Source organism: Pseudomonas sp. NPDC087336 (assembly GCF_044744285.1).
In the GTDB taxonomy this organism is placed as follows: domain Bacteria; phylum Pseudomonadota; class Gammaproteobacteria; order Pseudomonadales; family Pseudomonadaceae; genus Aquipseudomonas.
Window position 1 is genome coordinate 1 of sequence record NZ_JBIUYA010000067.1, and the last position, 4,146, is coordinate 4,146.

The following is a 4,146-nucleotide window of genomic DNA, read 5'->3' on the forward strand; positions in this document are numbered from 1 at the left end:
TTGTGGTCTTGTGTTATCCTGATCTGCATTCACTTGAAGCTTTATTTTAGCGGTAATCTTCTTGGCCATGAGGCACTCCAATTACGGGTTCAAACGCCTCGAAAGGCTCCCCGGTTACTTGCGCGTTTATCCCAGTGACGACAAAACCCCACAGCCTAAGGCTGCGGGGTTGGGATGCTTGCTCAGTTAGACCTTTTCGACCTGACTGAACTCCAGCTCTACCGGGGTAGAGCGTCCGAAAATGAGCACCGCGACCTGAATCCGGCTCTTTTCGTAATTGACCTCTTCGACCGTGCCGGTGAAATCGGCAAACGGACCGTCATTGACACGTACCGACTCACCCGGCTCGAACAATGTCTTCGGCTTAGGCTTGTCGCTACCATCAGCAACGCGACGCAGAATCGCTTCTGCCTCTTTATCAGTAATCGGCGCAGGCTTATCGGCAGTACCGCCAATGAAACCCATCACGCGAGGAGTGTCCTTGACCAAGTGCCAAGTACCCTCGTTCATATCCATCTGGACCAGCACATAACCAGGGAAGAACTTACGCTCGCTCTTGCGCTTCTGGCCATTACGCATTTCAACCACTTCTTCAGTGGGAACCAGAATTTCGCCGAAGCCATCTTCCATGCCAGCCAGCTTTACGCGCTCGATCAGCGAGCGCATGACATGCTTCTCGTAACCGGAGTAAGCATGCACAACGTACCAACGCTTAGCCACGGGACACCCTTAGCCGACAATCAAGGAAACAAGCCAGCCGAGCAGGGAATCAAGCCCCCACAACAGCAACGCCATAACCAGGACAACAGCCACAACGATCAACGTGGTCTGCGTGGTTTCTTGGCGAGTTGGCCATACGACTTTACGAATCTCGGTGCGCGCTTCCTTAACCAGTACAAAGAAAGACTTGCCCTTGACCGTCTGCAGGCCTACAAAGGCAGCTACAGCAGCAATCACAAGCAAAGCGAGCACGCGGTACAGGATCGGCGAAGCAGAGTAATACTGATTGCCAACAACGCCAACAACCACCAAAGCGACTACTACTAGCCACTTGAGCAGATCGAAGCGCGAGCCTTGAGCTTCAGCTTTAGGAGTCATCTATGAAGATCCTGTGAAAAGAAAGCCAGACACACCGAGTGAATCTGGCAGGTCAGGAGGGAATCGAACCCCCAACCTACGGTTTTGGAGACCGTCGCTCTGCCAATTGAGCTACTGACCTAAAACAAAATCAGGCCGACCATTATGCCGGCCCGAAAAAGACTTTACAACAATTTACTCAATGGCCTTTGCGCCTCACCAGCACCGGAGCTCAAAACCACCCCTGGAACAACGAAACACAACCAGACCATTAAAACAAAGGCAGATATTTTCATATCTGCCTTGTTATATGGAGCTCTTGAGCGGATTTGAACCGCTGACCTCACCCTTACCAAGGGTGTGCTCTACCAACTGAGCTACAAGAGCGTAACACTGTGCAAAATCTGCAAACTTGGAGCGGGTAGCGGGAATCGAACCCGCATCATCAGCTTGGAAGGCTGAGGTTCTACCACTAAACTATACCCGCGAGGCTTGCAGCTCTCGCTAAAAATGGTGGAGGGGGAAGGATTCGAACCTTCGAAGTCGTAGACGTCAGATTTACAGTCTGATCCCTTTGGCCGCTCGGGAACCCCTCCTAAGCGAGCCGGCATTCTACATCATGCCAGCCTTCTGTCAAGCATTTTTCTCATTAAAATCCTGAGCTTATCTGCGTTGACCTCGCCTCACCTCGTTGACCGCTTTAGGTCTTCGCTGTGGAGCGGGCGCCATTCTATGCAAACTATTCAGTGGGTGCAACCCCCCCACAAGGCATTATTTTATGTTTTAACTCATTGAATTCTCTAGAAAGGTTTATCAGCTGCAAGTCATCCAGCCAACGCTTGCTTTCAGGGGCCACGCGAACCCAGTACGCCGGGGGCTCGGCCGGACTTGCAGGCAGTGACTGATACTTCACGCCCATGCCGGTCAACCTGCGTTCAAGCGCCTGCTCGACCTCCTGACGAACAAATCCACCCAGATAAAGGCATTCGGTCTCTGCCTGCGCCACCTTTCCTTTTTCCTTGGCCGCATCCGTCGCCTCGCTCAAGAGACGTATGTCCTGCTGGGAGCCGCGATACAGGCTCAAGGGCGTTACGTCCTTGGCACGCAGCGGCGCCTCCTGTTGATGCCAGATGTAATAAAACACATTGAGAACGAGCAGCAGCAGAAACAACCAACGCATAAAGACCTCAGGACAAAGGGCATGCCATCGACAAGCCGACGAACACCAGATCGGGGACCACCCGGGCCTCAGGCACCATCTCGGAAACCAACGCCGCATCGCCACCGGTGAGGAACACCGTAAAGCTCTCCCCCCAATAACCACGCGCCATCTCCAGCTGCGTCAGCACAAACCCCCGCAGCATCAACAGGCACCCGCGCTCAACCGCCTCGACCGTTGTACGCCCCGGAACAAGACACTCCAAAGCGCGCTCAGCCGCAAGATCTCCATAACGTATCTTGCGGGTATGGGTGCGCAGCTGATTTCGCATCAACGGCATCCCAGGGCATATGAACCCACCGAGATGCTCACCATCCCCGGAAACGAAGTCCGCAGTCACCGCAGTACCGAAATCAAGCACCAGGCACGCGCCAGAAGCCAGGTGAAAGCCTCCGAGCAGCGCCAGCCAGCGATCAAGGCCGAGCCGCTCAAATTCTTCATAGCCGTTACGAACGCCGGCCATTTCCTTGGCGGGAGCCGCACAGACCACCGAAATATCGAAGGCCGCCTTCAGCCGGGCAATCAATTCGTCGGTTTCTTCGGCAGTCCTGACACTCACCAACCGACAGAACCTCAGCGCAAGGCCTTCAATCCCTTTCACACCCTCAAGTAACGCCAGGTCGGAATCGACAACCCCCTCTCCCACCACCTGACGGGCGTCCGCCTTGAGCACACGCCACTTGATGAAACTATTTCCGCAGTCGAGCTCAAGAATCATGACGCAACCTCAGACTCAGCTCACCGCCACTAAAGACTTTCTCCACACCATCCACCTTCAAGCGCAGCGCACCCTGGCCATCGATGCCCAGCACTTCGCCATCTATTTGGTTTGCACCCGCGATCAACGACACCGCACGCCCCTGCCACAGGTGGTGCTGCTCCCACTCAGCCTGGATCGCCGAGAACCCTTCAGCCTGGTGGCGAGCCAGATACTTCTGCAGCATCTCCCCCAGCTCCGCTACCAGGCGATTGCGATCAAACGCCTTGCCCGACTCCAGGCGCATGGACGTCCATTGCTGGTCGACCTCATCGGTCATCTGCATGTTTACATTAATTCCGACACCCAGCACCACATGACAAACGTCAGCTGGATCCCCCACCAGCTCAAGCAGGATACCGGCAATCTTCTTCTGCCCTACCAGGACATCATTGGGCCATTTCAAGCCCACCCCGGGAACCCCAAGCTCGCGCAAGGCCTGCATGACGGCGAGCCCCACAACAAGGCTCAAGCCCTCCAGCTGGCGCATACCACCTTCAACCCGCAAAACCAGGCTGTAATAGATATTCTCCGCGAATGGACTGACCCACTTGCGCCCTCGTCGCCCGCGCCCGGCAGTTTGCCGCTCGGCAAGCACCAGAAAAGGCGCGGCCTGGTGCCGCTCGATGGCGCGCAGGGCTTCGGCATTGGTGGAGTCAATAGAGTCGAAGACCAGGACTGGCCAATTGCAAGAGGGAGCCAGTCGCCCTATTTCCATAGGATCAAGCAGCGTCAACGGTGCAGCCAATTGATAGCCGCGCCCTCGAACCTTGTGAATGGACAACCCCAACTCAGCCTCAAGATGCTGAAGCTGCTTCCACACAGCACTGCGACTGATGCCCAGGGCCGCGCCCAGTGCCTGACCCGAATGGAATCGGCCATCCTTAAGAAGCTTTAACAACGTCAGCATGCAAGTCTCGCCTCACAATGAGGCCCGCATGATAGCCACGCCCCGAGCCGTTGCATAGAAAACCGAACAGACGGATTTTCCTGGGCACAAAGACAAAACCCCTACCTGCATGCGCAGATAGGGGTTTTGGAATTTAATCTTGACGATGACCTACTCTCACATGGGGAAACCCCACACTACCAT

5 protein-coding genes and 4 tRNA genes are annotated in these 4,146 nt (G+C 55.3%); all 9 read right to left on the reverse strand.

Annotated features, from left to right (window positions below):
* Positions 1–186 precede the first annotated feature (186 nt).
* Positions 187–720, reverse strand: coding sequence for a transcription termination/antitermination protein NusG (gene nusG, locus ACIO0C_RS31085; protein WP_007933727.1), 534 nt, complete (start codon positions 718–720; stop codon positions 187–189).
* A 9-nt stretch (positions 721–729) separates the two neighbouring features.
* Positions 730–1,098, reverse strand: coding sequence for a preprotein translocase subunit SecE (gene secE, locus ACIO0C_RS31090; RefSeq protein ID WP_007896620.1), 369 nt, complete (start codon positions 1,096–1,098; stop codon positions 730–732).
* A gap of 45 nt (positions 1,099–1,143) precedes the next feature.
* Positions 1,144–1,219 (reverse strand) — tRNA-Trp (locus ACIO0C_RS31095).
* Between the two features lie 169 nt (positions 1,220–1,388).
* Positions 1,389–1,464: transfer RNA gene (locus tag ACIO0C_RS31100), tRNA-Thr, on the reverse strand.
* 26 nt (positions 1,465–1,490) lie between these two features.
* A tRNA-Gly gene (locus ACIO0C_RS31105) sits at positions 1,491–1,564 on the reverse strand.
* Positions 1,565–1,588: 24 nt separating this feature from the next.
* Positions 1,589–1,673: transfer RNA gene (locus tag ACIO0C_RS31110), tRNA-Tyr, on the reverse strand.
* Between the two features lie 143 nt (positions 1,674–1,816).
* Positions 1,817–2,257 (reverse strand): hypothetical protein, encoded by a 441-nt coding sequence (locus ACIO0C_RS31115; RefSeq protein WP_401318330.1) that lies wholly within the window; start codon positions 2,255–2,257, stop codon positions 1,817–1,819.
* Between the two features lie 7 nt (positions 2,258–2,264).
* Entirely contained in the window at positions 2,265–3,014 is a 750-nt protein-coding gene (locus tag ACIO0C_RS31120; protein WP_401318332.1) for a pantothenate kinase, read from the reverse strand.
* Positions 3,004–3,963 carry a bifunctional biotin--[acetyl-CoA-carboxylase] ligase/biotin operon repressor BirA gene (gene birA / locus ACIO0C_RS31125; protein ID WP_401318335.1) on the reverse strand — a complete coding sequence of 320 codons (960 nt, stop codon included), beginning with the start codon at positions 3,961–3,963 and terminating at the stop codon, positions 3,004–3,006. The genes ACIO0C_RS31120 and birA overlap by 11 nt, the downstream gene beginning before the upstream one ends.
* Positions 3,964–4,146 lie beyond the last annotated feature (183 nt).

Excerpts from the sequence above, each read along its gene's own strand:
- ACIO0C_RS31115 (WP_401318330.1), bottom strand. The coding sequence starts at position 2,257 with ATGCGTTGGTTGTTTCTGCTGCTGCTCGTTCTCAATGTGTTTTATTAC.
- ACIO0C_RS31120 (WP_401318332.1), bottom strand. The coding sequence starts at position 3,014 with ATGATTCTTGAGCTCGACTGCGGAAATAGTTTCATCAAGTGGCGTGTG.
- birA (WP_401318335.1), bottom strand. The coding sequence starts at position 3,963 with ATGCTGACGTTGTTAAAGCTTCTTAAGGATGGCCGATTCCATTCGGGT.
- secE (WP_007896620.1), bottom strand. The coding sequence starts at position 1,098 with ATGACTCCTAAAGCTGAAGCTCAAGGCTCGCGCTTCGATCTGCTCAAG.